This window comes from Streptococcus sp. oral taxon 431, assembly GCF_023115445.1.
Lineage (GTDB): Bacteria > Bacillota > Bacilli > Lactobacillales > Streptococcaceae > Streptococcus.
Genome location: NZ_JALDUI010000012.1, coordinates 36,797 through 60,557 on the forward strand (window position 1 = coordinate 36,797; position 23,761 = coordinate 60,557).

Here is a 23,761-nt window from a genome sequence, read left to right on the forward strand (position 1 = left end):
CCTTATTTTACCAAGTAATCTTTCATTTCTTCGAGTGAGACGGGGTGAATAGTAGCTGAACCAAGCTCTGGTACCAGAACTAATTTCATGGTGTTACCACGCGCTTTTTTATCATGAGTCAAAGCCTGATAAAGCTTATCAACATCCCAGTTTTCATAATCCACAGGAAGCCCAAATTTCTGACACATTTCTCGGATAGACTGAGTGATTCCAGCTGGCATGAGGCCTTTTTGTTCGGCTACTTTAGAGACCTGAACCATTCCCATCGCTACTGCCTCGCCATGCATGACACGTCCATAGCCAGCAGTTGCTTCAATAGCATGGCCGATTGTATGACCAAAGTTGAGATATAGACGAATGCCATTGTCCAATTCATCCTCAACTACCATCTTGCGTTTCACCTGGCAAGAATGCTCAATCAAACTTTCTGAATGCTCCAAAATACTCTCTACAGAACCATCCATTTCAGATAACAAGTCCCAGAGTTCTGGATCTTCAATTAAGCCATACTTGATGACTTCACCCATTCCTTCCATCAACTCTCTCTTACCTAAGGTTTCAAGAACGGTTGGGTCAATCAAAACGCCATCTGGCTGGGCAAAAGTTCCCACCATATTCTTGGCAAAAGGAGTATTCACTCCTGTCTTACCACCGATTGAAGAGTCGACTTGAGCAGTCAAACTGGTCGGAATTTGAACAAAGTGAATACCTCGCATATAGGTTGAGGCTACAAAGCCAGCCAAATCACCAACGACACCACCACCTAAAGCTACGATGCCGTCACTGCGAGTTAAACCTTGCTTAACTAAAAATTCATAGACTTTCTGAACTGTAGTCAGATTTTTTCGTTCTTCACCTTCTAAAAAATCAAAAACAGCTACTTGAAAACCAGCGTCTTCAAGGCTGAGCTTGACCTTCTCTGCATAGAGAGAAGCCACTCGATTATCTGTTACAACGACCACTTTTTGTGGTTGCCAAAGTTCTCGCAACCATTTTCCTGCTTTAGACAGGCATCCTTTTTCAATCTGAATATCATAGGGATGATATGGAAGGGCTATTCTGATTTTCATAGCAGGTCTCCTTTTTCTTTATTGATACTTTTGTTTTAATAAATCCCAGATTTGATCGGCTGGCATTTCCTTACCTGTCCATAACTGAAAAGCTTCCGCAGCTTGGTAAAGCAACATGCCTAGGCCATTAACAGCGTGATTGCCCTGGTTTCTTGCCCACTTTAAAAATGGTGTCTCAAAGGGTTGATAAATCACATCAGCTACCAAAAGCTTTTCTGGTAAAACGATGCTTGTTGGTATTGGCTGAGAGGTTCCATCCATACCAACACTAGTCGCATTTACCAGTAAATCCGAATCAGTTATCCTTGCTTGCAGTTCAGAAACATCTTCTAAAGCAAATAAATCTACTCTAAATCCAGTCGCATTCTGTATTTTTTCTAAGTAAAGTCTTGTTTTTTCCATGGATGACAAACGAACAAAGACAGAAACTTGACTGACTCCATCCAAGATTGCCTGTGCCAAAATTGCCTTGGCTGCACCGCCTGCACCTAACAAAACCATTTTTTCCCCTGATATTTTAAAAGAAGGCAAGCTCTTAAAGAATCCCTTGCCATCTGTGTTATATCCAATTAATGTTCCTTCTCGATTCACAACTGTATTAACTGCACCAATAAGACAAGCTTCCTCACTCAACTGATCCAGATAAGGAATCACTTGCTCCTTGTAGGGCATAGAAAGATTGATTCCATACATCTGATAGCGACGAATATTAGCAACTGTTTCTGCCAAGTCAGTAGCTTCTACTTCCCAAGCTAGATAAATACCATTGGTATGAGTTGCCTCAAAAGCACTATTATGAATGAAAGGAGAAATGGAATGTTTGATAGGATTCGCGACTACAGCTGCCAGACGTGTGTAGCCATTAATCTTCATTCAAAATCTCCCGAATTTTTACCATGTTGGAGAGCGAGATTTGTCCTGGGGCACTAGCTACATCTAGACTTGCAAACGACCAACTTGAACCCGTTACATCTGAAGTGATACGAGATACCTTACCCACTTTGCCCATAGAAATCGTTACATATTCTTGTTCAGGGTTGAGGGTTTTAAATCCTCGTGTGAAATTCATGAGGTCTAATACATCTTGTGCTGTATGTGCCATTACAGATACCTTAACTACTTTCGGAGTTAGGCTAGTTAGCTCTGACAAAATTTCCATCATATTGTCTGGAGTTTCCTGGAAATTATGGTAACTCAAAACCAAATTTGGAAAATCTAGCATCTGCTCAAAAACATCCTTGTGACCAAAATACTCAAAATCAAGGTATTCAGGTTGATAGAGTTGAGCTACATCCTTGATAATCTGAACATAGTCTTCCGATGACAGGTCTATCTCTCCTCCTTCAGCACGTGTGCGCAAGGTAAAGAGAAGTTCGCGACCTGCAAACTTTTCAAAAATGGCAGGCGCTACCTGTAAAATAGCTTCTTTTGGTAGAAAATCAGCACGCCACTCAATGATATCTGCATCGATATAACGCATGGCATCAAGCCCTTGTGCTTCTTCTAAATTCTTTGGCATTACTGAAACGACTAATTTCATTTAGTTACCTTCATGCTAATCACCTTGAGGTAATTACTGCTTTCATCTTTTTTGTTATAGACAAAATCTGCTGGAAGTCCATATTTATTTAAAATCTGGTAACTTCTTCCTGCAAAACCTTTGTCGATTTGTTCGGTGAACTTTTGACGGGAAACATTGGCAGCATTGGTGCTAGCAATGATCATACCTCCCGGATTTAAAATCTCTAAACTCTGGGAAATCAACTTGTGATAGTCCTTAGCTACAGAGAAAGTTTGCTTTTTATTACGGGCAAAGCTAGGTGGATCTAGAACGATCACATCATAAGATAAGCCCTTACGTTTAGCGTATTTAAAGTATTCAAAGACATCCATAACAATGAAACGATGATTGTCAAGACTGAGTCCATTGGCATGAAAATGAGCTTCTGACAGTTCTCTCGAACGTTTGGCTAGGTCTACAGAGGTTGTTTCACTAGCTCCTCCCATTGCTGCAGCTACTGAAAAGGCAGCTGTGTAGGAAAACATATTAAGCAAGGATTTCCCCATAGCTAAACCATCCACCAAGCTACCACGCACTTCATGTTGGTCCAAGAAGATGCCTGTCATAAGACCGTCGTTCATAAAGACTTGATAGAGAACTCCATTCTCAAGAACTGTAAAATTTTCTGGTGCTTCTTGACCATAGATATGGGCAGACTCATAGTCTAGACCTTTAAAACGAATCTTTTCATAGGCACCTAAGACTTCAGGGAAAACCTGAGCAAAAGCTGCTAAAATCTCTTGGCGAAGTCCATAGATATAGGAATTATACCAGGAGAAAACAACATAATCTTCATAGAGATCCAAAGTCATTCCACCAAAACCATCGCCTTCTTGATTAAACAAACGGAAGGCAGTTGTCAACTCATCTTGATAGTAAGAAGAACGTTTTTGTTTGGCTTTTTCAAACAAACTTTCAAAGAATTTTTGGTTAAAAGAAAGCTGCTGGTTCGTTACAAACCAACCAATCCCCTTATTTTGACGAGATAAATAAGCCTTGCCCAAAAACTGCTTGCTTTGACTAAATACCTCAACTTCCTGATCAGTTTCAGATAGTTCTGGAAAATCAATTTCCTCCAAAAGTACTAGACCTTGGTTTAGTTTTTTTTCAACACGTCTACTGACGAATACTTTATTCATAAACACTATTATAACAAATTTTGTGACAATTCACAAAATAGAAACTATTGATTCATCCATCATCTTACCCTATCTGAGAGAATTTTTCTTCCCATCAGTCCTGCTATTTTTCTTTTATAGTATTTCAACACTTCTAGTCGAAAAATAGACATAAAATTCAAAGAGTATAATTCTAACGCAAACGTTTGCGCAGAAGCTAACTTTATGCTACAATAATTCTCATCACTGTAAGTAAGAGGATCAACTATGAAAAATCAAACCCTAATGCAATATTTTGAGTGGTATCTCCCCCACGATGGAAATCACTGGACACGCCTAGCTGACGACGCTGAACATCTAGCCAACTTAGGTATTAGTCACATTTGGATGCCACCTGCTTTTAAAGCAACAAATGAAAAGGATGTTGGTTATGGCGTCTATGACCTATTTGACCTTGGAGAATTTAATCAGAAAGGTACTGTACGTACCAAGTATGGCTTTAAAGAAGACTATCTTCATGCCATCCAAACTTTAAAATCTCATGGGATTCAACCAATGGCTGATATCGTCTTAAATCATAAGGCAGCCGCTGACCATTTAGAATCTTTCCAAGTCATCGAAGTGGATCCAGAAGATCGAACTGTGGAACTAGGAGAACCTTTTACCATCAATGGCTGGACTGGTTTTACCTTTGACGGACGACAAAACACCTACAATGACTTCCACTGGCACTGGTACCACTTTACTGGAACTGACTATGATGCCAAACGCCGTAAATCTGGGATCTATCTGATACAGGGAGACAACAAAGGCTGGGCTCATGAAGAATTAGTCGACAATGAGAATGGCAATTACGACTATCTCATGTATGCCGATCTAGATTTCAAACATCCTGAAGTGATAAAAAATATCTACGATTGGGCAGATTGGTTTATGGAAACAACTGGTGTATCTGGTTTCCGTTTGGATGCAGTTAAACACATTGACTCTTTCTTTATGCGCAATTTCATTCGCGATATCAAAGAAAAATATGGTCAAGATTTTTATGTTTTTGGTGAATTTTGGAATCCAGACAAAGAAGCCAACCTAGAATACCTCGATAAAATTGAAGAACGCTTTGATCTTGTCGATGTTCGCCTTCACCAAAATCTCTTTGAAGCAAGCAAATCTGGAGAAGACTATGATTTGACAACCATCTTTGAGGATAGTCTAGTTCAACTCAATCCAGACCGAGCTGTAACCTTTGTCGATAACCATGACACCCAACGAGGTCAAGCTCTGGAGTCTACTGTTGAAGAATGGTTTAAACCAGCAGCCTACGCCCTCATTCTTTTGCGAGAGCAGGGGCTTCCATGTGTATTTTACGGAGACTACTACGGTATTTCTGGTCAATATGCTCAGCAAGATTTCAAAGATGTTCTTGACCGTCTACTTGCTATCCGAAAAGATTTGGCTTACGGAGAGCAGATTGACTACCTTGATGATCCTAATTGTATCGGTTGGGTCCGTTCAGGAGCTGAAAATCAATCACCACTTGCCATCGTGATTTCTAATGCCCAAGCAAACTCTAAAACCATGTTCGTCGGTCAAGAATGGACTGACCAAACCTTTGTTGATTTGCTTGGTAACCATCCTGACCAAGTAACCATCAATGCTGAAGGTTATGGAGATTTCCCAGTTACAGAACGCTCTCTTAGTGTATGGGGACTGGCTAACTAATCAATTAATACTCTTCGAAAATCTCTTCAAACCACGTCAGCTTCTCCTTGCCGTATATGTGTTACTGACTTCGTCAGTTCTATCCACAACCTCAAAACGGTGTTTTGAGCAACCTGCGGCTCGCTTCCTAGTTTGCTCTTTGATTTTCATTGAGTATAAAACACAAAAAAAAATGCCCACAAGCTAGATTTTCTTTCTAGTCTGTAGGCATTTTTTCTATTATCAGTACTTAAATTTAGTCTTTCCAAAGATCCATGGCATTTTGAAAATCTGCAGAAACTTGAACATTTTGAGGATTAGTCGCTTCTCTCTCCTGACGCTTAGCCTCTACCTGGACTACACTCTTAATGCCTTCATGACGCCAGTTTCGTAGGATAGCCTGGATATACTTCCAATTTGGCTTTCCATTCAAAACGGCCTCACGTAAGGCTTCTTTGATTAGGTTCGCACTGGTTCCGTCTTCTTTCAAACTCTTTTCTAAATCTTCGATCTCAAAAGGACTCAAGAGACGCCCTAGTTCTTGTTGGAAGGTTTCCACCAAGTCTTTCAAATCATTTTTAGCAGGTGCCACTTGGCTTGATTCTTGTTTTTCAAAAAGCTGGTCCAAACGTTCTAAAGCAAGGGTCGCATCAAAAATAACTTCTATTTCTCCATTGAGTTCAATCGTACGATATTGGAGTAAGCCTTTTTCTGTCAATCTGGAAATCGCTTGATTGACTTCATAGACTTGCTTGCCTATTTTCTCAGCGATTTGACTTGGGGACAATTCCCCTAAAACTGTTGTATTTTGTAGGTAAAAGAATTGCCAAACTAAGAAATCATCGCTTGATGAGAAAAGTTGATTGTAGTTTAAGAACAGAGCACTTGGTAAGACCAAGTTCCCTGATTTGAAAGCATCTAAATATGTCATAATTCCTCTTATAAATATCCAAAATGAGACACATCTTCTTCTGCACTCTTCCACTCAAAAGGCGTTTCTTGGTAGACTGCATAATTTACCCAGTTACTGAAAAAGAGAGCTGCTGAGGAACTCCAACGCATACAAGGAAGTTCATGGATGTCATCATTTTTGAAATAATTTTCTGGTATATGGGGATCTAAACCAGCATCTAGATCTCTAAAATATTCCTTGGCTAGCGTATCACGATCATACTCCAAATGCCCAAAGCTATAAACTTCTCTTAAATCTCGGCTTGCAAGGATAGAGATTCCCACTTCTTTTCCAGATGCTAAAATCTCTAGATTTGTTTTGTTTAGAATATCTTCTTTGTGGACTTCTGTATGGCGAGAATGAGGGGATACATACAAATCATCAAAACCTCTCAGCAAAAGATGACCTTCTTTTAAAACATCCTGAGGATAAATTCCCGAAAGTTTTTGAGCCATCTGGTGTTTATCTACGCCGTAACGATAGTAGAGGCCAGCCTGTGCTCCCCAGCAAATATGCAGGGTTGAAAAGACATGAGTCTTTGACCAATCGATGACCTGAGTAAATTCCTCCCAATAATCCACTTCTTCAAAAGGGAGATGCTCAACTGGAGCTCCTGTGATAATCAAGCCATCAAAATACTGATCTTGAACTTCCGAGAAGGTCTTATAAAAAGTCTCCATATGCTCAGAACGAGTTGTTTTCGACTGATGACTTTCCATATATAAGAAATCAATATCTAACTGCAAGGGAGTATTAGCTAAATGTCGTAAAAGCTGAGTCTCTGTAACCATCTTCTGTGGCATCAAGTTTAAAATCAGGATTTTCAGTGGTCGAATATCCTGATGAGCCGCCCGCTGGTCATCCATGACGAAAATATTTTCCGTTCGTAAAATCTCAACTGCTGGTAATTTTTTATCAATTCGAATCGGCATGGAAATCTCCTTACTGTATCAATTCTAGGCTCAAACGAACATACAGTCGTCAAATGAAAAATCAGCTGACGAAAGTCCTTCCCTTTATTATACTGTAAGAAGATATAGTTTTCAATTATAGTTTTTCTCTAACTAGATATAGCCTTTTTTTATATCAGATGAAGAGAAAACAGCCCTAGGGACTGTTTTTCATTAATAATGCATAAGCACTTTATAATCGTAATCTCCGATAGCTTCGCGACCTTTAAGCTCATCAAGCTCAATCAAGAAGGCACAGCCAGCTACGATACCACCAAGTTTTTCAATCATTTCGATGGTTGCTTTCACAGTACCACCTGTTGCCAAAAGGTCATCTACGATCAGAACACGTTGACCTGGTTTGATAGCATCTGCGTGCATAGTCAAAGTATCAACACCATATTCTTTTTCGTAGTCAGCTGAAATGACTTCGCGTGGCAATTTTCCTGGTTTACGCACAGGTGCAAAACCAATTCCCAACTCAAAAGCAACTGGACATCCAACGATAAATCCACGCGCTTCTGGTCCTACGATCATATCGATCTTTTTGTCAGTAGCATATTGAACAATTTCACGAACAGCATAGCTGTAGGCATTTCCGTTGGCCATCAAAGGGCTGATATCACGGAATGTAATTCCTTCTTGTGGATAATTTTCAATACTTGCAATGTAATCTTTTAAGTTCATAGCATTTCTTTCTTTTTAAGTTTTTACTCCCTATTATACCATAAATCTTAGAAAAGAGAAATAGAAAGAAACCCTGGAAACTGAGTCCAAGGCTTCTGATCAAATCTGTAACTATTGCTCGTTTAATGAAATCTTTCCTTCTTTTTGCTTTTAGATTTTTGATTGCGTTGACGATTTTGTTGGATGCGCCACTCTCGCTCAAAGTAGGACATGGTTTCAAATACTCTGCGTGGTAAACCAACATCCAGCAAATAGATTGGGATTTTCAAAACATTTGCTTGCTTTGCAGTCAAAAATCTACTTCGTAGACGATTCCATAAAGAGTTGAATTTTTTAAAATCCTTGTCATAAAAATGAACTTCAATAGTATAAAAATCCCTTGAACTTCTACCACCCTTGATTCTCATAAGAGAAAACGTTTCTACCTACCCCCAGGAATAAAACTGCCAATCTTTTTTAGGATGTGGCTTATAGGAAAAACCTTGGACCGTACATTTCAAATACTCTTTATCTGAAAAAAGAAGTCGCAAACGTTCATACAAAATCCATCCAACAATGATGATTAAGAATAAGACAAAGAGTCTTAATGCCACCAATCCCACAGGTGCCTCCTTGGGATAGGTCATCATAAAAGATAGGATCCAAAGAAGAAAAGCTAACTCAACTAAGCAGAGAACAATAGTCCAAATGATTTTCTTACTGCTCCATTTGATAATTTTTTCTTCCATTAAGCTAACTCACTTAAATATTCATAGCGTTCATATTTTTCCAGCAAGGCTTCATTCTTCTCGTCCAATTCTTTCTGAAGAGTCGCTAGTTTCCCAAAGTCAGAACCATTTGCTAGCATTTCTTCCTCTATAGAAGAGATGCGGTTTTCCAAGGCTTCGATGTCACCTTCAATACTTGCCCATTCTTGCTTTTCTTGGTAGGTCATCCGTTTCCTTTCTTCGCGGACTTTGACGACTTTTTCTTTCTCAGCCTTTTGAACTTGACTTGTCGCTTCTTCTTCAAAGGCCTTTTCATCTAGGTAGTCTGTGTAATGCCCAAAGAAAGGACGGATGGTCCCATTCTTAAAGGCAAGGATCTTAGTCGCAACCTTATCAAGAAAATAACGATCGTGACTAACAGTTAAAACTGGACCAGCAAAACCTTGTAAGAAATTTTCTAGAACTGTCAAGGTTGCAATGTCTAGGTCATTAGTCGGTTCGTCTAATAAAAGTACATTGGGCTTTTCTAGGAGAAGTTTAAGGAGGTAAAGTCGTTTTTTCTCACCACCCGACAACTTCTCAATCAAGGTACCGTGCGTTGAACGCGGGAAAAGAAATTGTTCTAGTAATTCTGCAATGGATGTTGTAGAGCCACCACTGGTCTTAACCTCTTCTGCCACTTCTTGTAGGTAATTGATAACTCGCTTGCTTTCATCCAAACCTTCGATTTGTTGAGAGAAATAGGCGATTCGAACCGTCTCACCGATGATAACTTGTCCTTCAGTAGGTTCAAGACTCCCCGCAATGAGATTGAGAAGAGTTGACTTACCAACACCATTGTCACCAACGATTCCGATACGGTCTTTGGCTTGAATCAAAAGGTTAAAATCTTGCAGAATCTGTTTGTCGTCATAGGCAAAGGAAACATCCTTAAACTCGATGACCTTTTTACCGATACGGCTAGTTTCAAAATTCATGCTCAAGTCTGTTTCAACACTAGTATCAGAAACCTCCTTTTTCAAGTCATGGAATCGATTGATGCGTGCCTGTTGCTTGGTTGCACGAGCTTGAGGTTGCCGTCTCATCCAAGCCAATTCTTGCTTGTAAAGCTGTTCCTTTTTGTGAAGAAGAGCTGCGTCGCGCTCATCCTGTTCAGCCTTGAGACGAACATAGTCTTGGTAATTTCCTTGATATTCTGTCAAACCAGCTCGGTCCAACTCGAAAATTCTCGTTGAAAGCGCATCTAGGAAGTAACGGTCGTGGGTGATAAATAACACTGTTTTCTTGGAATTTTTCAAGAAGAGGGTTAGCCACTCAATGGTCGCAATATCCAAGTGGTTGGTAGGCTCATCAAGAAGCAAAAGATCATGGTTGCCCAGAAGGACTTGCGCCAACTGAACCCGTCTTCGCAAACCACCTGACAGGGCTCCAACGGGAGTTGATAAATTCTGAATACCCAACTTGCTGAGAACGGTCTTGACCTGACTCTCAATTTCCCAAGCTTGGAGGGAATCCATCTCCGCCATAACCCTTTCCAAACGTGCCTGCTTATCCTCACTGTAGTTGAGCATGAGCAATTCATACTCACGGATCAACTGGATTTCTTTCAAATCACTCGATAGAACAGTATCCAAGACAGTCTTACTATCATCAAAATCTGGGTCCTGAGTCAAGTAGCCAATCTTGTAATCATTTTTTACCGAAAAAGGGCTTACGTCACCATCAAAACCAGAAACTCCTGAAAGAACATCTAAAAGGGTTGTTTTTCCAGTTCCATTGACACCGATAAGACCGATTCTGTCCAAGTCATGGATGATAAAGGAAATATCCTTAAAGACAGTCTTGTCTCCAACGGATTTACTTAGTTTTTCAACAATAAAATCACTCATTTTTTCTCCCTCAAGTAGGTATGAATAGCTTCCAAGTTATTTTCCAAATCTCCATCCACAATAGCATTCTCAATCTCTGCTAAAATTTCTCCCATTTCTGGTCCTGGTTGATAGCCATATTCTTTGATCAAAATCCCACCATTGATTTGAATTTCTTTCTTATCATGAATGGTCAAACTCTCATAGGTTTCTGTGATAGCTTGCGGATTGACTTCTTTCCCTTGAGCTCGGCGAAGATTTTCAGCCTGTAAAAGTAAATCTAGATCAAAGCGGTAACAATCGCGCTTGCTTAGTTCTCCTTCTTCACGAAGTTCTAAGATTGTAAGTAAATCTTGAACTTGCTTGGCAAATTGACGCGAAGTTTTCCAATGTTTCAAAAATTGTTGAGCATCTTCCACTTCTAAAACCCATAAAAGTGCTGCCCAGGCTTGCTCAGAAGATTCAAAGGTAAAATCAACCTCTAAGTCAAACAAAGATTGGAGTTTGTCCTGACTACCAGCCATATCTGGAAGATAATCATAAGCTTTACTTGCAATCATGGAAGATAAACCTACTCGCCAATAGGGAGCCAGTAAAAGTTTATCAAATTCAACAAAAGTACGCTCCACAGAGATTTTCTCTAAGAGTGGCGTTAAGGTCTTCATCGCTTCAAAGGTTTCTTGCTCGAGTTCAAAACCAAGACTGGCTTGAAAACGAAATCCGCGCATAATGCGTAGCGCGTCTTCGTTGAAACGTTCACTAGCTACACCAACTGCTCGTAAAACTTGATTTTCTAGATCTTGTAAACCATCAAATAAATCAACGATTTCCCCTTCTTCATCCAAGGCAAAGGCATTGACTGTGAAATCTCGGCGTTTGAGGTCCTCTTCTAACGAACGAACAAAAGAAACTGAACTTGGTCTACGGTAGTCTACATAGACATCTTCTGTTCGAAAAGTGGTCACTTCGTACTCTTCATCTCCGTCTAAAACCAAAACGGTTCCATGCTCAATGCCAATGTCAGCTGTACGAGGGAAAATCTGCTTGGTCTCTTCTGGATAAGATGACGTCGCGATATCTACATCATGGATGGGACGATTGAGTAGGGCATCCCTAACAGAGCCTCCAACAAAATAGGCTTCAAAGCCTGCTTCTTTAATTTTTTCTAATACTGGTAAAGCCTTCTGAAATTCAGAAGGCATTTGTGTTAATCTCATAATAAGTGTTCTAATCCATAGACAAGCTCATGACGCTTGACAACTTCTTTGATTCCCAAATTCACCCCTGTCATGAAGGAGCTACGATCATAGGAGTCATGACGTAGGGTCAATCCTTCTCCCTGATTTCCAAATATAACTTCCTGATGAGCTACCAAACCTGGTAAACGGACTGAGTGGATTCGCATACCATCAAAATTAGCTCCACGTGCACCAGCGATGAGTTCTTCCTCATCACTAGCACCTTGTTGGATAGACTCACGAACCTCTGCCATCAATTCCGCTGTTTTGATAGCTGTTCCGCTAGGGGCATCTTTTTTCTTGTCATGGTGAAGCTCAATAATCTCTACATTTGGGAAGTATTTTGCAGCTTGTGCCGCAAATTGCATGAGTAAGACAGCACCCAAAGCAAAGTTAGGAGCAATCAAGCCACCCAAGTTTTTAGAACGAGAAAATTCTTTTAGTTCTTCAATCTCTTGACTAGTGAAACCTGTTGTTCCAACGACAGGAGCAAAGCCATTTTCAAGCGCAAAACGGGTATTCTCATAGGCAACAGCTGGTGTTGTAAAGTCCACCCACACATCTGCCTCAAAACCTGCCAAGTCATTCTTATCATTGAATACTGGAATTCCCTGCCAGTCAGATGCAGACTCAAAAGGATCCAATACTGCTACTAGTTCAAGTTCAGGATCAGACAAAACCATCTGACAAGCAGATTGGCCCATTCTCCCCTTAAAACCAGCAATAATTACTCGAATACTCATCTCAATCTCTACTCCTGTTTAAGATACAAAGGACCTTAGTCGCCCATGAAAAATAGGGAATGGCGCTGACTATACACGAAAGGCAAGACAGACATCTTTTTTCAAAAGGTAAGTAGGTAGTCCGTGTTCAATTTCTAAGATACAAAGGACCTTAACTGTCCATGAAAAATAGTCTAGATTATGGGTGTATAGCCCAGAGCAATACTTCCTTCTCCCAGGTGAGTCCCAATAACACTACCGAAGGTTGCAATTGAAACATCTGTAGCCACTCCACCATCGATTAAAAGATGGCGCAAATCTGCTGCTTTTTGAGGAGCATTCCCGTGAATGACAGTAATCTGGTAATTCCCATTAGCTGTTGCTTCTTTAACAATTTCAACTAAGCGTTTTGTAGCCTTTTTCTCTGTACGAACCTTTTCATATACTTCTATCACACCCTGGCCATTGAAATATAGGATTGGCTTGATACTAAGGAGATTCCCCAAAATGGCTGCACCATTAGAGAGTCGTCCCCCCTTAACTAGATGGTCAAGATCATCCACCATGATAAAGGCTGAAGTTTTCTGGATTTGATTTTCCAACTGATCTAAAATGGTAGTAAACTCTTCGCCTTGCTCTGCCCATCTAAAGACACTCTCAACCATATAGCCTAGGGGAGCGCTTGTAATACGGGTATCAGGAAAGGCAATGGTTAACCCTTCATATTCATCCTTCATATACTGGATATTTTGGTGAAATCCTGAAATTCCAGAAGATAGGAAAAGCCCCAAGGCATGTGTATAGCCTTTATCTTTTAATGATGATAAAATTTCATCCAACTTGGCAATACTTGGTTGGCTCGTTTTTGGCAATTCGCTTGCTGAAGCCATCTTTTCATAAAATTCTTGAGCGGTTAGATTTACACCTTCAACATACTCCTGTCCATCGATATTCACAGGAATGTCTAGCACAAATAAATCTTCTTTCCGCAAGGTTTCCGCTTGTAGAAAAGCAGATGAGTCTGTTATGACCGCTAATTTCATTTCTTAAAACTCCAAATTAATTCCCGGTATATCAAGGGCAATTTCTGTTACTTCATAAGTCAAACGATTAAGCATATCCAAACATGGACGAGCTAGTGTCTCAACTTCTTCTTGGCTGAAATCACTTGGTTGGTCGATAATACGACCTTCAACATGATTGACTTGAGAAATCGTTCCACTAATGACAAATCTATCAAAGACAATCATAAAGCTCAAAACAACTACTAAAGAGGTAACTTGATTTTCTTGATCATGCTGAAGCAACTGGAAGTTTACATCTACCTTAGTTTCAGGTGCTCCATTTTCATTTTCCCATTCAAAGTTACGCGCATCAAAGTGATACTGACTAACAAATTCTTGTTCACGTTTTAAATTCATTTTCATCTCCATTGGTACAATATAGTTGCCATTGTACCATATTTTTTTATTTTCTGCTAGATTTACTAAATACCAATCTCAGTTTTAACAACTTCAGCAATAGTGTCTACATAGTAGTCTACTTCCTCAGTGGTTGGGGCTTCAGCCATGACACGCAAGAGTGGCTCCGTTCCACTTGGGCGAACGAGGATGCGACCATTGCCTGCCATTTCTGCTTCCATCTTCTCGATAATGGCCTTGATAGCTGGCACTTCCATAGCTTTTTCTTTCATGGCATTTTCAACTCGGATATTGACTAATTTTTGTGGGTAAATGGTCACTTCTGAGGCCAATTGAGACAAACTCTTACCTGTTTCTTGCATGATCTTGGTCAATTGAACTGCTGAAAGCTGACCATCACCTGTTGTATTGTAATCCATCAAGATAACGTGACCTGACTGCTCACCACCGAGATTGTAGCCAGATTTTCTCATTTCTTCAACGACATAGCGGTCTCCAACTGCAGTGACTGCTTTATTGATCCCTTCACGATCCAAGGCCTTATGGAAACCAAGGTTGGACATAACTGTTGTCACAATTGTGTTTTGAGCCAATTGACCTTTTTCAGAGAGGTATTTCCCAATGATGTACATAATCTTGTCACCATCGACGATGTCGCCATTTTCATCAACAGCAATCAAGCGGTCGCTATCACCATCAAAGGCTAGACCAATGGCAGATTGACTTTCTTTTACAAGTTCTTGCAAAGCTTCTGGATGAGTTGAACCAACGTTCAAGTTGATGTTAAGACCATCTGGTGTTTCACCAATAACTGTTAATTGAGCACCTAGGTCTACAAAAATTTGACGAGCACTTGTTGCAGCTGCTCCGTTAGCAGTGTCCAAGGCAACCTTCATCCCTTCAAGAGGAGTTCCAGTTGAAACGAGGTAGGCTTCATATTTACGCAAGCCTTCTGGATAGTCAACAACCGTACCTAAGCCCTCTGCACTTGGACGTGGAAGAGTATCTTCACTTGCATCAAGCAAGGCTTCGATTTCTGCTTCTTTGTAATCGTCTAGTTTAAAGCCGTCACCACCAAAGAATTTAATTCCGTTATCAAGAGCTGGGTTGTGACTTGCTGAAATCATGACACCTGCACTCGCTCCCTCAGTTTTCACCAAGTAAGCTACTGCTGGTGTTGCAAGAACTCCAAGCTTATAAACGTGAATTCCGACTGAAAGGAGACCAGCAATCAACGCTGCTTCAAGCATTTGACCTGAGATACGAGTGTCACGTCCTACAAACACTTTCGGTGCTTCAGTCGTATGTTGACTGAGGACATAACCTCCAAAACGTCCCAATTTAAAAGCTAATTCTGGCGTTAATTCTACGTTTGCTTCTCCACGGACTCCGTCCGTTCCAAAATATTTACCCATTTTTTATCCTTTTCTATTGTTTTATTAATCTTTTTTTGAAGAGTCTGGCTTGGTTTCAGAACCAGTTGAAGACGAACTGCCCGAAGATGAGCTTGTCGTTGATGAGCTAGAACTACTTGCTGATCGAACTTGTTTCGTTGTTATCTTCATGGTTGTTTCATACGGTTTAATCACCGTTGGTAAAACTGTTCCATTCTTATCAATAGCTTGTAGAGGAACTGAACCCGTATAATTTCCTGTAATTTTTTCACTAGTTGGTAAAACAGCCACAATCTTATCAATCTTGGATAAGGTATCAGCATCACTAGTAACCGAAACGCGTTCATCTGAAACAGTCACACTATCGATGAGAATTCGTTCATCAACCTTACCAGAGTCAATCTGTGGAGTGACTGGTAAATTATCCCGTGTTGCCTTCTTCCCAATTTTAACGGTGATTTTCTGCGGTGTTGCTAGGGCTGTTAAACCGCTCGGTAGATTCTCAATGGTCAAGGGAACCTCAACGGTTCCTTCTGTCGCTTGTGTTAAATCTGCAGTAACCTTAAATTTACGAGTGCTTTCTTGCATCTCACTAGCCAAGGTTACTCGATTGGATCCAGTCAAAAATACTGTTACTTCTGAACTAAAACCGCTAATAAAATACTGCTCACTATCGTACTGAATATCAATCGGTACATTTACGACCGTATTGGTATAGGTTTCTGTTCGAGCCGGTCTTGCATTATTATTATTTTGATAATTTATAGAGGTAGCGTAAATAAATAAAACGCAAGCAAAGAGGAGTGAGGAGATGATATATAAACTATTTTTTTTCATTCTTCCAGCCTCCTAATATACGCTCTGTTAAGCTTGGCTCTTGTGAATTTTCCGGGATCAGTATACGACGTAGCTCTTCCTCAAATTCTTCCATCGTTAAATCATGCTTAAAGACACCATTATAGGTAATGGAAATACCTCCAGTTTCCTCTGATACCACAAAAGTGAGAGCATCAGAAACCTCAGATAAACCAATGGCTGCACGGTGTCGCGTTCCAAACTCCTTAGAAATACCAGTGTCTTCAGTAAGCGGAAGATAAGCAGATGTTACAGCTATTCGATCACCTTTTATAATGACTGCACCATCATGTAAAGGTGTGTTTGGAATGAAGATATTGATTAAGAGTTCTGCAGAAATCTTAGCATCTAAAGGAATCCCCGTGGAAATATATTCCTGCAAGGTTCTGACACGCTGAACTGATACAAGTGCTCCAATTTTCCGCGGGCTCATATATTCAACTGCTTTGACAAAGGCCTGAATCATCTGTTCTTCTGAACTCATTGGTGTACTTGAAAAGAAATCAGTCGCACGTCCTAATCGCTCTAAACCTGTCCGAATTTCTGGAGAGAAAATAACAACCGCTGCGATAACACCGTAAGTAATCAATTGATTGATCAACCAAGAAATAGTCGTTAAGCCTAGGGTATTTGCTGCTATCTGAGCTAAGATAAACACTAAAACACCTCGAACCAGGATCATAATCTTGGTTCCTGCAATTGATTTTGTAAATTGGTATAAGATATAGGCAACGATAAGAATATCAATCACATTTATCAGAATACTCCAAGGACTGGAAAACAAACTAGACCAGTATTGAAGATTAGATAATTGCTGAAAATTCATTCTAGGCCTCCTCTCCATAAAAAAGCTACTCTTCATTATATCATTTTATATGAAAATTTTCTTCCCCCTACTTCATTTTAAATTGGTAGAAAATATGATAGAATAAAATGATAGAAATGAATTAAGGAGAAACCATGTCTGAACTATATGATATTACCATTGTAGGAGGTGGACCTGTCGGTCTTTTCGCAGCCTTTTATGCTCACCTTCGTCAAGCCAAAGTACAAATCATCGATTCTCTTCCTCAACTAGGTGGTCAACCTGCCATCCTATATCCTGAAAAACAAATTCTCGATGTTCCAGGTTTTCCAAACCTCACAGGGGAAGAATTGACTAACCGCCTTTTGGAACAACTTGAAGGGTTTGAGACACCTGTTCACCTCAATGAAACTGTTCTTGAGATTGAAAAAGAGGATGATGTTTTTAAGATTACAACTAATAAGGGAAATCATACTTCTAAAACCGTTATTATTGCTATGGGAGGCGGTGCTTTTAAACCACGTCCACTTGAATTAGAAGGTGTTGAAGGCTATGACAATATCCACTACCACGTTTCTAATATTCAACAATATGCTGGTCAGAAGGTAACCATCCTGGGTGGTGGTGACTCAGCCGTTGACTGGGCTTTAGCTTTTGAAAAGATTGCTCCAACTACACTTGTTCACCGTCGCGATAACTTCCGTGCACTTGAGCATAGCGTACAAGCCTTGCAAGAGTCTTCTGTAACTATCAAAACACCATTTGTGCCGAGTCAACTTCTTGGAGATGGAAAAACTTTAGATAAACTTGAAATTACAAAAGTTAAATCCGATGAGACTGAAACCATTGAATTGGACCACCTCTTTGTCAACTATGGCTTTAAATCTTCTGTAGGTAATCTTAAAAAATGGGGATTAGAACTGAACCGCCACAAGATTATCGTCAATAGCAAGCAAGAGTCAAGCCAAGCTGGAATTTATGCTATCGGTGACTGCTGCTACTACGAAGGTAAGATTGACTTGATTGCGACAGGTCTAGGTGAAGCACCAACTGCTGTTAATAATGCTATCAACTATATCGACCCCGAACAAAAAGTACAACCAAAACACTCTACAAGTCTATAATGTCAAAATTACAATTTTATTAAAAAATCAAGTGAAATTTCATGATAAAACGCATAATAACAAGTATCTAAAGAACTTGCTATTATGCGTTTTCATGATTTTAAAAACTTTTCCACTAACCACCTTTATTTGCTTTTTATAGAAAGTTTAATACTTATTGATTAATTTTTTTAATATTTCCCTTATTCCGACATATTAAGACTAACAAACTCTGTGCACCGTATGAGTAATACTAGATAATATTCTATCTTAGTGTAATTTGTAGTGAAACTTCGAAGTTAACATTTACAAATTGACGTTAAATACAGTTATGAACATGTTATAAAGTTTGATGTTAGTGGTTGGTAGATTAAGTTAAGTGTTAATCTGGCTCATTTATTATTCCGTATCGGTAATCTAAATTTAACTTCAGCACCACGACAAGCTTCTCTATTTTTCAAGATTACTGATCCACCATGTAATTTAATTATTTGTTCAGTAATAAATAGTCCAATACCATAATTGGTTGCAGAATGCCTGCTATAATCTCCACGATAAAACTGTTCTTTTGCGTGAATTAAATCGATATCAGAAAAACCTTTCCCATCATCTAATACTGATATTTCTAAAAATTTATCTACAGTTTTTATATCCAATTCCAATGTAACTATTCCATTATTATTTTCAATTGAATTAGTTAAGACATTTTGTAAAGCTCTCTCTAAGAGTTTCATGTCTACACTCATTATACCATCTTCAACTACTACATTAGTTTTTAGATTGTTAGAATTAATTGACATTAATTCTTTAGAAACTGTTACCAATTGTTCTGATACAGCTTTTACTACCAACAATTGTGGCTGATATTCAGTGGCATTAGAATTCTTATTCATGATTAGAAGTGTTTTTATATATTCAGATATTCTATTGCTGTTCCTCAATATATAATCTATATAAATACTCTGGTCCGCTGTTACAGATGTATTTTTAAGCAACTCAGCATTTCCTTGAACAATAGATACTGGGGTTTTCAAGTCATGTATCAAGGCAGAAATCTGTTTTTGCTTATTTTCTTCCTGTATCCACTCTTTGATTAATGACTCTTGCAAAGCATCTCTCATTTTCTCCAAACTAAATAGAACTTCATTAAATTCTTTGACTCTTGAATAATGCAGTTCAAAATCTAAAGTTTGTTCTGATATTTTTTCGGAAACAGCAAATATAGGTGAGAGCTGTTTTACAAGATACTTAGCCCATACTATTGTAACAACCAATGTATTTAGTAAACTAACTAAAATAAGAATACTGACATACACTGTATTGACATTAGGAAAATATTTTGCCATGAAGTTATTTGTAAAATAGGGTTTTACTGAATATTGAATAATACAATAACCGTCATTTCGTAAAATTTCTATATAGCTATAAGATGGGGTATTATATACTTTCTCATTATTATAGTATCGAATTGCTCTATCTTCTTCATCTTTACTCATTGAACTAGAAATGATATTCCCATCCTTTGAAATTAATAGATATGAAGCATTATCTGGTATAAGATTTTTATCAAAAGTCTCTGTATTGGCTATCGCATTCTTCCGCTCATAAATCTGATTTTCTGTGTAATCGGCAGGTAAAATAAATCCTAATGAATACATGGTGGTGAACATCAGAATTACTAAACCAACTGAAAGAAACAGTACAATTCCTACACTTATTAGATATTCTAAAAATATTATTCTTAGCGATTGCCCTTTTAATTTTATTCCCATTTATATCCAATCCCCCATACAGTTACAACTGGAGATACACCTTCCTTCTGTAGTTTTACACGAATATTCTTAATATGTTCTGAAATAGCTGAAGAATTACCTATCCCATCATATCCAAATATCATCTCATAAATCTGTTCTCTTGAAAATACTTGCCCGCGCCTACGAGCTAGAAGTTCACAAATTCGATACTCAGATTTTGTAAAAGGAATTTTCTTATCATTTACATAAATTAAATTCGCTGATAAATCAAATCTAATTTCTCCAAGATTTAAACTTAAATGTCTCTCTCGGTTTTCTCGACGTAAATGGGCATCAACTCTCGCAATTAATTCATTTACTCCAAAAGGTTTTAAAATGTAATCATCAGCTCCTGTTGAAAAACCCGAAACAATGTCACTTTCCAAAGATTTTGCAGTTAAAAATAAGATGGGACAGTCTACTCTATCTCTAATAGATTTACAATAAGATATACCATCGATTTTTGGCATCATTATATCTAACAAGATTAAATCATACTCTGATAATTTAGAAATAGGTACTTCTGTTGGATTTTGAAAAATATCTACATGATATAATTTTTGCGTTAAAATATTTTTGATTAAGACCAAAAGATCCATTTCATCATCTATGGCTAATATTTTCACCATCTTATTACCACCTTCATTTCTATTCCATATTAGTTCTGCCGTTCCATTTATTAAACCAAATCAAACTTACAAATAACATTACAACTATTATTGGTGTTGCAACTAAAGACCATTTAAAAAATTCAAAATAAAATGAGTTTTCACCTGAAATTTTATCTACAAAATAAAGACCACAAAGTCTGGAAGGCCATGAACTTGGTAAGTAATACCAAATATTATCCCCCATACTTGTAACAGCAAGTAGCGCTATCAAAGTTTCAAAAAAACCAAGACCAATAGAGGCTCCACTCCCAAATCTGAGGCTAATAACCAGATGTATTAAATATAACGGAACAACTCCTATAATCATTAAGACTGATTCCAATATCAAATCATAAAATTCTTGATAATTAAAAAACATCAAAAAACTACTTTGGAGTATAACAAGTGATAGAGATGCACACAACAATAAGGATAATAACTTACCAATATACATACTAGTTCTTGATTGCGAACCAGTTAACATTATCTGAAAACAACCTGCTTCTGCTTCCATTTCTATTACCTTTGCAGTAATAAAACCAATAATAATCGGGAACAATGCACCTAACGTAATCAAATAATTTAATGTGACATCCTCAATTGAATACCTACTTAGGCTCGTAAATTTAAAACCAGCATATATCATAATCACAAATAGTATTGGGAGAAACAGATATAACCAGGGTAACCAAGTATGTTTTATCTTATATAGTTCAGACTTTAAAATATTTATCACTATCCCACCTCCTGTTTTGCAAACCAAATAGATGATAAGTAAGATAATAGAAGAAATAACAGAATTGAGAAGATACATGGAGGCAAAATGGATGTGTTTAACATCATATTTCCTGCATCTGCTGGTAGTCCATTTGGCATAATTTTCAGCATTGGAACCATAGCTCTTATACTCCAACTATATGGGGAAAACAACCAATAATCTCCAGCAGAAAACATAATTCCAAGTACAACACCTAGTAAACCATTTATCATAAGACTAATAGAAAAACCAAACTTTTTAGCTAATAGTAGGCAAAATGGAATTTGCCATATGCTTGATACCACTAATGCTATACTCGAAACTAATAAAGTACTAAAGCTATAGCTTAAAAATATTTGTTCTCCAAAAATAAATTGCACAATTAAAACTGCTATCAAATGAACCAAACTTGTCATCAGAATCAAACAGCTTGCTACAATAATTTTTGATATCCAAATCTTTCTTAAATCAATACTTAGAGGATAAACTGCCCTATATTTTATTTTTTTATCTTCGTATCGATTCATTAAAGCAAGAATCAGTGCATAAGTAATTGGCATAATTATAGTATACCACCAATTATATGAATCTACTGTAAAATATGGTGGTGCCAGTATATAAGAAAGAATTATCAAAGATATAGGTATTATATAGATTATTTTTTTTAAAAAAGTTCTTTTATATTTTAAATAATCACTAAGGATATAATTTATCATTTTTAATTCCCCTTCTTTACTACTTCCAAAAATAAATTTTCTAAACTTTCTTGAGAGTTTTTTATATCTTGGTATTTTAATTCACCTTCACATATTATTCCGATATAATCTGCAACTTGCTCAACTTCGGAAATATTATGGCTGGATAGAATTACTGTAATGCCTTGTTTTGGAAAACCAAGAATCATCTCCCTTAATTCTTGAATTCCCAATGGATCTAAGCCGTTGGTTGGCTCATCTAAAATTAATAATTTAGGATTATTTAACAGTGCTATTGCAATTCCTAATCGTTGTTTCATTCCCAAAGAAAATTTTCCACTTCTTTTTTTACCTGTATTTGATAGACCAACGATTTTTAGAACTTCATCAATTCTTGATTCGGGTAATCCAAGTAACATTGTTCTTACTTTTAAATTTTCTCTTGCACTTAAGTTCTCATACAACGGAGGTAACTCTATCAAGGCACCAATTTGTTCGAGATCCTTTCTACTCCATATATGATTATCAAATATAATATCTCCGGACGATTTATGGAGCATTCCTGTTATCATCTTTAGTGTAGTTGATTTCCCAGCACCATTTGGACCAAGTAATCCGTAGATACTATTCTCTTTCACTTGTAATGAAATATTATTCACTACAAGTTGATTCCCAAATTTCTTTGACAAATTCCGTGTCTCTAAAATATTTTTTTCCATTTTGATCCTCCTTAAATTTACACTTCAATAATAAAATATAAATTTAAAGATTTTATAAAGAAAATACATAACTTTTATTGATCTAAAAAATAAACTATAAATACGCAATTTAATGAAGATTAAAAATAAAAATTTGAAATTTTTAGTATTCTATCTAGAACCTTAATCTATTAAAACAACGAATCCTCTGAAAATGAAAATTCTACTGAATGAAACTTCAGTAGAATTTTTTAAATTTATGTGACTATTAGTCCGTCTCGCTCCGTGAGGTGCGAGACAAATAAACCACCCGCTATGCGGGTGCGCGTCGAAGGTTATACCAAAAAAACTCCAAACGCGATACAATAAAGGTGTTCAAGCCAATTGTAAAGCGAAAGGAGAAAACCATGGTACAAAAGTCTCATAGTTTATCACACACAAAGTGGCACTGTAAGTATCACATTGTGTTCACCCCTAAGTATAGACGAAAAGTCATCTATAATCAATATCGGAGTAGTTTAGGTAAAATATTTCATCGTTTGTGTAGCTATAAAGGAGTTGAAATTATCGAAGGACACTTGATGCCAGATCATGTACATATGTTAGTAAGTATTCCACCAAGGATAAGTGTTTCTAGTTTCATGGGTTATTTAAAGGGTAAAAGTGCACTCATGATGTTTGACAAACACGCCAATTTGAAATATAAGTTTGGGAATCGGCATTTCTGGGCAGAAGGTTATTATGTGAGTACAGTAGGGCTTAATGAAGCCACGATAAGGAAATACATACAAGGTCAGGAAAAGCATGATATAGCACTAGATAAATTAAGTGTAAAAGAATATGAGGATCCCTTTAGGGATAGTGGCAAGTAATACTCACGCCTCTTTAAGAGGCAAGTGACGAGTCAAGAGCAATGAGGCTTGAACAACGTGAAAGCCAGCGTCTTTAGGCGCTGGCTGGTAATTTGGGCTTATAGCCCTGGTGCAAACCACCCGTTAGACGGGTGGTTATGATTTGAG

At 37.9% G+C, this 23,761-nt stretch carries 24 protein-coding genes; 3 read left to right on the top strand and 21 right to left on the bottom strand.

All coding sequences use genetic code 11. The annotated features are described in order from the left end of the window. Positions 1-2: 2 nt before the first annotated feature. From aroB to M1R56_RS07130, 4 genes are read right to left on the bottom strand one after another with little or no spacing between them, the layout of a single operon-like run. Complete coding sequence (gene aroB, locus M1R56_RS07115; RefSeq protein ID WP_248035340.1) at positions 3-1,070, bottom strand: 3-dehydroquinate synthase; 1,068 nt, start codon at positions 1,068-1,070, stop codon at positions 3-5. Positions 1,071-1,088: 18 nt separating this feature from the next. Then, positions 1,089-1,943, bottom strand: coding sequence for a shikimate dehydrogenase (locus M1R56_RS07120; RefSeq protein WP_248035342.1), 855 nt, complete (start codon positions 1,941-1,943; stop codon positions 1,089-1,091). Next, positions 1,933-2,610, bottom strand: a complete 678-nt coding sequence (gene aroD / locus M1R56_RS07125; RefSeq protein WP_248035343.1) for a type I 3-dehydroquinate dehydratase — start codon at positions 2,608-2,610, stop codon at positions 1,933-1,935. The genes M1R56_RS07120 and aroD overlap by 11 nt, the downstream gene beginning before the upstream one ends. Beyond that, positions 2,607-3,770, bottom strand: coding sequence for a class I SAM-dependent rRNA methyltransferase (locus M1R56_RS07130; RefSeq protein ID WP_248035345.1), 1,164 nt, complete (start codon positions 3,768-3,770; stop codon positions 2,607-2,609). Before M1R56_RS07130 ends, aroD begins: the two co-directional genes overlap by 4 nt. 246 nt (positions 3,771-4,016) lie before the next feature. Here M1R56_RS07130 and M1R56_RS07135 point away from each other — a divergent pair, with 246 nt between their 5' ends. Beyond that, the gene (locus M1R56_RS07135; RefSeq protein WP_248035347.1) at positions 4,017-5,468 is read left to right on the top strand and encodes an alpha-amylase; all 1,452 of its coding nucleotides are present in this window, start codon (positions 4,017-4,019) and stop codon (positions 5,466-5,468) included. 235 nt (positions 5,469-5,703) lie between these two features. Here the strand turns inward: M1R56_RS07135 and M1R56_RS07140 are convergent, their stop codons facing one another. The 12 genes from M1R56_RS07140 to cdaA form a co-directional block, all read right to left on the bottom strand. Then, positions 5,704-6,378 carry a DnaD domain-containing protein gene (locus tag M1R56_RS07140; RefSeq protein WP_248035348.1) on the bottom strand — a complete coding sequence of 225 codons (675 nt, stop codon included), beginning with the start codon at positions 6,376-6,378 and terminating at the stop codon, positions 5,704-5,706. An 8-nt stretch (positions 6,379-6,386) separates the two neighbouring features. Beyond that, positions 6,387-7,331 carry a homoserine O-succinyltransferase gene (metA, locus tag M1R56_RS07145; RefSeq protein ID WP_248035350.1) on the bottom strand — a complete coding sequence of 315 codons (945 nt, stop codon included), beginning with the start codon at positions 7,329-7,331 and terminating at the stop codon, positions 6,387-6,389. Positions 7,332-7,523: 192 nt separating this feature from the next. Next, positions 7,524-8,036, bottom strand: coding sequence for an adenine phosphoribosyltransferase (locus M1R56_RS07150; protein WP_006145170.1), 513 nt, complete (start codon positions 8,034-8,036; stop codon positions 7,524-7,526). Positions 8,037-8,461: 425 nt separating this feature from the next. Then, positions 8,462-8,764, bottom strand: coding sequence for a hypothetical protein (locus M1R56_RS07155; protein WP_248035353.1), 303 nt, complete (start codon positions 8,762-8,764; stop codon positions 8,462-8,464). Then, the gene (locus tag M1R56_RS07160) at positions 8,764-10,632 is read right to left on the bottom strand and encodes an ABC-F family ATP-binding cassette domain-containing protein (protein ID WP_248035355.1); all 1,869 of its coding nucleotides are present in this window, start codon (positions 10,630-10,632) and stop codon (positions 8,764-8,766) included. Before M1R56_RS07160 ends, M1R56_RS07155 begins: the two co-directional genes overlap by 1 nt. Next, positions 10,629-11,828 carry a CCA tRNA nucleotidyltransferase gene (locus M1R56_RS07165; RefSeq protein WP_248035357.1) on the bottom strand — a complete coding sequence of 400 codons (1,200 nt, stop codon included), beginning with the start codon at positions 11,826-11,828 and terminating at the stop codon, positions 10,629-10,631. Before M1R56_RS07165 ends, M1R56_RS07160 begins: the two co-directional genes overlap by 4 nt. After that, positions 11,825-12,592, bottom strand: coding sequence for a 4-hydroxy-tetrahydrodipicolinate reductase (gene dapB, locus M1R56_RS07170; RefSeq protein WP_248035359.1), 768 nt, complete (start codon positions 12,590-12,592; stop codon positions 11,825-11,827). The genes M1R56_RS07165 and dapB overlap by 4 nt, the downstream gene beginning before the upstream one ends. A 173-nt stretch (positions 12,593-12,765) precedes the next feature. After that, positions 12,766-13,614 (bottom strand): DegV family protein, encoded by an 849-nt coding sequence (locus M1R56_RS07175; RefSeq protein WP_248035360.1) that lies wholly within the window; start codon positions 13,612-13,614, stop codon positions 12,766-12,768. Between the two features lie 3 nt (positions 13,615-13,617). Then, positions 13,618-13,992, bottom strand: coding sequence for a DUF1149 family protein (locus M1R56_RS07180; protein WP_153224934.1), 375 nt, complete (start codon positions 13,990-13,992; stop codon positions 13,618-13,620). A 65-nt stretch (positions 13,993-14,057) separates the two neighbouring features. Further along, positions 14,058-15,407 (bottom strand): phosphoglucosamine mutase, encoded by a 1,350-nt coding sequence (gene glmM / locus M1R56_RS07185; RefSeq protein WP_248035362.1) that lies wholly within the window; start codon positions 15,405-15,407, stop codon positions 14,058-14,060. Between the two features lie 24 nt (positions 15,408-15,431). Further along, positions 15,432-16,223 carry a CdaR family protein gene (locus M1R56_RS07190; protein WP_153224932.1) on the bottom strand — a complete coding sequence of 264 codons (792 nt, stop codon included), beginning with the start codon at positions 16,221-16,223 and terminating at the stop codon, positions 15,432-15,434. Beyond that, the gene (gene cdaA, locus M1R56_RS07195; RefSeq protein WP_045763531.1) at positions 16,210-17,067 is read right to left on the bottom strand and encodes a diadenylate cyclase CdaA; all 858 of its coding nucleotides are present in this window, start codon (positions 17,065-17,067) and stop codon (positions 16,210-16,212) included. Before cdaA ends, M1R56_RS07190 begins: the two co-directional genes overlap by 14 nt. A 134-nt stretch (positions 17,068-17,201) precedes the next feature. Here cdaA and M1R56_RS07200 point away from each other — a divergent pair, with 134 nt between their 5' ends. Beyond that, positions 17,202-18,170: an NAD(P)/FAD-dependent oxidoreductase gene (locus M1R56_RS07200; RefSeq protein ID WP_248035364.1), complete on the top strand. Its 969-nt coding sequence runs from the start codon at positions 17,202-17,204 to the stop codon at positions 18,168-18,170. A 371-nt stretch (positions 18,171-18,541) separates the two neighbouring features. Here the strand turns inward: M1R56_RS07200 and M1R56_RS07205 are convergent, their stop codons facing one another. From M1R56_RS07205 to M1R56_RS07225, 5 genes are read right to left on the bottom strand one after another with little or no spacing between them, the layout of a single operon-like run. Next, entirely contained in the window at positions 18,542-19,921 is a 1,380-nt protein-coding gene (locus M1R56_RS07205; protein WP_248035366.1) for a HAMP domain-containing sensor histidine kinase, read from the bottom strand. Beyond that, positions 19,912-20,571, bottom strand: a complete 660-nt coding sequence (locus M1R56_RS07210) for a response regulator transcription factor (RefSeq protein WP_248035367.1) — start codon at positions 20,569-20,571, stop codon at positions 19,912-19,914. Before M1R56_RS07210 ends, M1R56_RS07205 begins: the two co-directional genes overlap by 10 nt. A gap of 19 nt (positions 20,572-20,590) precedes the next feature. After that, complete coding sequence (locus M1R56_RS07215; RefSeq protein ID WP_248035370.1) at positions 20,591-21,328, bottom strand: lantibiotic immunity ABC transporter MutG family permease subunit; 738 nt, start codon at positions 21,326-21,328, stop codon at positions 20,591-20,593. Next, the gene (locus M1R56_RS07220; protein WP_153224927.1) at positions 21,328-22,065 is read right to left on the bottom strand and encodes a lantibiotic immunity ABC transporter MutE/EpiE family permease subunit; all 738 of its coding nucleotides are present in this window, start codon (positions 22,063-22,065) and stop codon (positions 21,328-21,330) included. Before M1R56_RS07220 ends, M1R56_RS07215 begins: the two co-directional genes overlap by 1 nt. A gap of 2 nt (positions 22,066-22,067) precedes the next feature. Then, positions 22,068-22,763: a lantibiotic protection ABC transporter ATP-binding protein gene (locus tag M1R56_RS07225; protein ID WP_153224926.1), complete on the bottom strand. Its 696-nt coding sequence runs from the start codon at positions 22,761-22,763 to the stop codon at positions 22,068-22,070. A gap of 386 nt (positions 22,764-23,149) precedes the next feature. Here M1R56_RS07225 and tnpA point away from each other — a divergent pair, with 386 nt between their 5' ends. Then, positions 23,150-23,614 carry an IS200/IS605 family transposase gene (tnpA, locus tag M1R56_RS07230; protein WP_248035372.1) on the top strand — a complete coding sequence of 155 codons (465 nt, stop codon included), beginning with the start codon at positions 23,150-23,152 and terminating at the stop codon, positions 23,612-23,614. The last annotated feature ends 147 nt before the right edge of the window (positions 23,615-23,761 follow it).